The sequence below is a fragment of the uncultured Campylobacter sp. genome (assembly GCF_938045205.1).
Classification (GTDB): domain Bacteria; phylum Campylobacterota; class Campylobacteria; order Campylobacterales; family Campylobacteraceae; genus Campylobacter_B.
On sequence record NZ_CALIMY010000167.1, the window covers coordinates 1 to 4,491 of the forward strand.

Annotated in this window: 5 protein-coding genes; all 5 read right to left on the reverse strand. The window is 50.2% G+C overall.

All coding sequences use genetic code 11. The features are described 5' to 3' along the window. The coding region (locus Q0198_RS10365; protein ID WP_297897864.1) for a hypothetical protein at nucleotides 1-328 on the reverse strand (328 nt) is incomplete at its 3' end. Between the two features lie 108 nt (nucleotides 329-436). After that, nucleotides 437-1,633 carry a hydrogenase expression/formation protein HypE gene (gene hypE, locus Q0198_RS10370; RefSeq protein ID WP_297897870.1) on the reverse strand — a complete coding sequence of 399 codons (1,197 nt, stop codon included), beginning with the start codon at nucleotides 1,631-1,633 and terminating at the stop codon, nucleotides 437-439. 179 nt (nucleotides 1,634-1,812) lie between these two features. Beyond that, the gene (hypD, locus tag Q0198_RS10375; RefSeq protein ID WP_297897872.1) at nucleotides 1,813-2,910 is read right to left on the reverse strand and encodes a hydrogenase formation protein HypD; all 1,098 of its coding nucleotides are present in this window, start codon (nucleotides 2,908-2,910) and stop codon (nucleotides 1,813-1,815) included. Between the two features lie 35 nt (nucleotides 2,911-2,945). After that, nucleotides 2,946-3,227: a HypC/HybG/HupF family hydrogenase formation chaperone gene (locus Q0198_RS10380; RefSeq protein ID WP_297897874.1), complete on the reverse strand. Its 282-nt coding sequence runs from the start codon at nucleotides 3,225-3,227 to the stop codon at nucleotides 2,946-2,948. Further along, entirely contained in the window at nucleotides 3,227-4,069 is an 843-nt protein-coding gene (gene hypB / locus Q0198_RS10385; protein ID WP_297897876.1) for a hydrogenase nickel incorporation protein HypB, read from the reverse strand. Before hypB ends, Q0198_RS10380 begins: the two co-directional genes overlap by 1 nt. Nucleotides 4,070-4,491: the final 422 nt, after the last annotated feature.

The window sequence follows — 4,491 nt, forward strand, 5'->3', positions numbered from 1 at the left end:
CGCTTAGCCGCCCTATTTTTACGTGCAGTTCCCTTATCTGCGGACTTTTTGCGCTAGGTGTATCACAAGGCGCCTGCGGATTTACATCAAAGTTTTCAGCAAAATCGCCGTTTTTGTCGTTCGAGTCTATATTCGTAACGCCCGTATTTTCGGTATTCTCGGTGCCCATGCCAGTATTCGCGGAATTCGTATTTTCATTGGCAGTATCGGCTATGTCGCAACGATTTTTATCGCCCTGCTCGGCTGCGCCTTTTTTCTTTGCTTTTTCGGCGTTTAGCGCCTTTTCACATAGCGCCACAAGATCCGCTACGATCGATAGTTCATGCATTTTTCCCTCTAAATTTTACGGTCGCGCCGTATTTTATACGAAATTTCGTTGTAAATTTAAAACGTGCTCTGAAATTTAGGCTTAAATTTGCTAAATTTGCACGCAAATTTAACAAATCCTCGGCAGCAGTTCGCCTTTCGGAAGCTCCAGAAATCGCTGCGAGCCGTAAGCGTTTTGCAAAATCACTCGCCCTTTTGCCGCATACGGAGCTTGAAATTGCCCCGCCCTATTTTCTGATACCGCGCCCGCGTCGCTCCTCGCGCCCATAGATTCATCCCGCGTGCCAAGTTTAGGCATTAAAGTGCCCTTAAATTCGCCTTTGTCGTGCCCTACTTCGCGTACCTCGCCGATGATCGCGGCATTCGCGTCAAATTCGCGCAGTATATCAAGCGCCCGATCCGCCTCGGCGTCATCTTCTACGATCGCTACGAAAGTTCCTTCGTTTGCGAGCTCGTACGGCTCAAAGCCCAGTAGCTCGCACACGCCCACTACTTCGTCGCTGATTTTGATATCCTCTTCACGCACTAAAAATTCAAGCCCGCTAGAGCTTGCAAATTCGTTCAAAACCGCGCTGAGCCCACCGCGCGTCGCATCTCGCATCGCCTGGATCTTCACGCCTTGCGAGATCAGCTTTTCGACCGCAGCGCAAAGCGGTTTGCAGTCGCTTTGTAGCTCGCTGCTTAGCGCGATCTCATCGCGTGCCGCGAGTATTACTGCTCCGTGTCGCCCGATGTCGCCGCTAAGAAGGATTTTTGCGCCCGCTTTGATGTTTTGCACGCGTGCAGGTCGCAAAACACGGCCGATACCGCTTGTGTTGATGAAAATTTTATCGCATTTGCCGCGCGGCACGACCTTCGTGTCGCCGCAAACGATACGAACGCCACAGCTTCGCGCGGTGCTCGCCATCGAGTCCAGGATGCGTCGCAGCTCGCTTAGGCTAAGCCCCTCCTCGATGATGAGCGCGCAGCTTAAAAACAGCGGCTTTGCGCCTACCATCGCAAGGTCGTTGACGGTGCCGCAAACGGCGATCTTGCCGATGTCGCCGCCGTTAAAAAATAGCGGCGTGACGACGAAACTATCGGTGCTGAAAGCTAGCTCGCCGCCAAAACTCGCCGCCGAATTCAAAGCAGAGCTCGGCGCCGCGCGATCAAAACCAGCCCCAGCGTCTAAATTTAAATTTAGTATCGCGCTATCGTTGTTCGCGCGCAAAATTTCATTATCAAACGCCGCAAAGATCGTCTCGTTGATGAGCCTATTCATCTCCTCGCCGCCGCCGCCGTGGCTTAAAAGTATAGTTTCGTTCAAATTTTTCCTTTTCACTCGGTTTTAAATTTATAAGCCCGTATTTTTGCAGCCGAACAGCCGTGCCGCTACGGCGCCGCACAAAATTTTAAAGCAAATTTAGCGCAACGTTTTTCTTCGGTCAAAATTTTAAATCATGACTTATTTTTAAAATTTACGCCCTGCTATACCGCGTGCAAAATTTAACCCGCGTTTTTGACATCGCCGTATTTATAGTACGCTGCGCACGCCCCTTCGCTTGAGACCATGCACGATCCTATCGGGTTTTGCGGCGTGCAGTGCTTGCCGAAGACCTTGCAATCATATGGGCTTTTTTTACCGCGCAAAATTTCGCCACAGATACAGGCCTTACTCTCGGGCGCGCTCTGTACGCTGCAATCAAACTGAACCCTGGCATCCAGCGCCGCGTACTGCGGTCGCAACTTCATGCCGCTTTTTGGAATTTCGCCGAGCCCTCGCCACGGAAAATCGCAAATTTCAAAATATTTATCTATTAAATTTTGCGCTTTTTGGTTGCCGCCCTCTTTTACGACGCGCTCATATTCGTTGAAAACCTCGTAAGTACCGGCGTTTTGCTGCTCCACCAAATTTAACACGCCCGCCATTATATCAAGCGGCTCAAATCCGCTTACGGCGATCGGTTTTTTGTAATCCCGCGCAATGCTCTCGTAGGTTTTCGCGCCGGTGATCACACTTACGTGGCTAGGCCCCAAAAACGCGTCTATTTGCACGTCTGCGTCGTCTAAGATTGCTCGCACGGGCGCGGGCACTGTGACGTGGTTGATGTGAAAAAAAAGATTTTTTAGCCCCAAACTCAGCGCTTTATCGATCAGCACGGCGCTCATCGGCGTCGTCGTCTCAAAGCCGATTGCAAAAAATATCACCGTTTTTTGCGGATTTTCCTGCGCGATCTTTATGCAATCAAGCGGACTATAAAGCGCTCTGATGTCGTGCCCCTCGCTGCGCAGCTTCTGCAAGCTAGTGCGAGAGCCCGGTACGCGCAGCATGTCTGCTAGAGTGCAAAAAATACTCTGCGGCATCGCGGCGAGCTTGATCGCCTCGTCGATGCGACTGCGCGGCATCACGCACACCGGGCAGCCGGGACCGTGGATAAATTTGATATTTTTGCCGACCAGGCTCGGAAGGCCGAATTTCATGATCGAGTGCGTGTGTCCGCCGCAAATCTCCATAATGTTTAGCGGCTTTTTGCTTTTAGAAATTATCAGCTTACTAAGCGCTAAAATCAGCTCCTTATCCCTAAAATCCTTAATTAGATCCATTATTTACCTTAAATTTTACGGGTTTGCAAGCCGTTTTAATTCTCTGCGCCGGCTCTCGGCTCTATGCTTTCATACACGGAGCTCTCTTTCGCCCTCATCTGCTTTGCAATCTGCTCGTAAATTTCGATACTCTCCTTCGCTCGCTGCGTATCGATCTTCTCCATCGCAAAACCAACATGGATCAGCACGTACTCCCCGACCGCCGCGGGCTCGGGGAGTAGATCCAAGCTCACGCCGCGGCGCACGCCCAGAGTCTCCACGGTCGCGAAATTATTTTCGTCGATCGAGATGATTTTTGAAGGGATTGAAAGGCACATTAACGAAATTCCTTCTTGTATTGTAGGAATTTCAGCCATTTCTCCACGCCCTCGCCACTTTTACTATCAAGCGCGATGACGTCGGCTTTCGGATTGAGCTTGTGCACTTCGCGCACTACCTCCTGTATATCGAAGTCAAAATGCGGTAGCAGAGCGGTTTTGGTGATTACGACGCAGTCTGCACGGCGAAATATCACGGGGTATTTTGCGATCTTATCGCTGCCCTCGGGCACGCTTAGAAGCACTACGTTCAGGTGTGCACCCACGTCGAATGCCGCAGGGCAGACGAGGTTTCCGACGTTTTCTATGAAAACCAGATCTAAATTTTTAGTATCGATATGATGAAGCCCCTCGTGAACCATAAAGGCATCCAGATGGCAGGTTTCGCCGGTGCTGATCTGATGGGCCTGCGCGCCCGCTTTTATGATGCGATCGGCGTCGCGGTTGGTCTGTAGATCGCCCTCGATGACGCCGATTTTAAATTTGCCGCTTTTGATAGTGGCCTCAAGTAGCGTCGTCTTGCCGCTACCGGGGCTACTCATCAAATTTAGACATAAAATTTTATCCTCATCCAGATGGGCTCTGTTGTGAGCGGCCTCCTCGTCGTTGGCGTTTAAAATTTTACTCATCACTTCTATCGTCTTGGCATCGCTGATAGCGATATTTGCGTGGATATGGTCGTGCGCGTCGTGCTCGTGATCGATCCCTGCCTCATGCATATGGGCGTGGGAATGGACGGTGCCGTCCGCGTGGGTATGGACATGCTCGTGTGTCATATCTGCGTGCGAATGGGCGCCCGCTTCGTGAGTGTGGCCGATGGAACAGCCGCAATCTTTACACATTTTTTCTCCTTGGATAATAAATTTTGCGCGTAAAATACCACGTTTTTGCTTTAAATGGCGTAAATTTGATAAATTTTATATCTAGATGCGAAATCTTATAAAATTTAACAGCGCTTAAAATTTATGCGCTTCGGTTTTATCTAAATTTCATGCGTTGTTTGCGAAGGCTCGCCGCAAAATTTTAAAGCTCGCGAGCAAAGCGCTGCTTTAAATTTAATCGCCTGCTCACAGATTGCAGAGCCGCGCTCTGCAAATTTAGACTTCGCAGCTCGCAACGGCTCAAAACAAACTAAAGATCGCCGTAGATAGAAGCGCTAAATTCAGGGCTTACGAGTGGATTTGATCCCGGCACTCTACAATCTCGCGCGTGCTCTCCGGCGTGCCAAACATCATCAATGCGGCGGTCGTGCTCATATCCATTT